The following is a 242-nucleotide window of genomic DNA, read 5'->3' as shown; positions in this document are numbered from 1 at the left end:
TGGCGAGCTGAGCGAGCTGGCCGGCGTGCTCGAGCTGCCCGCGGATGGTGATCAGCTCGCCGGTGGACAGCCACAGCCCGTCCGTGTGGAGCACGCCGAGCGGTGCACGGAAGTCCTCGGTCGACGTCGCGGCGGCTGGCTGTGCGGGCGCTGCCTGTCGGGGTGCGGGCGCGGCGGGTGCTTCTGCGGCTGCAGCCTGCTCAGGCTCGGCGGCGGCTGGCTGTGCGGGCGCTGCCTGTCGG

General features: G+C 75.2%; 1 protein-coding gene. It reads right to left on the bottom strand.

Annotation, left to right across the window (positions count from 1 at the left end; genetic code table 11):
* Positions 1-242 (bottom strand): hypothetical protein (locus tag ACZ3HH_RS31030; protein WP_465810546.1); only part of this gene is annotated, 242 nt, incomplete at both ends.

The sequence above is a fragment of the Pseudomonas sp. PME37.24/025 genome, from assembly GCF_055556615.1.
The sequence above is the reverse complement of the archived record's forward strand: the minus strand, read 5'-3'. Positions and strand labels throughout refer to the sequence as shown.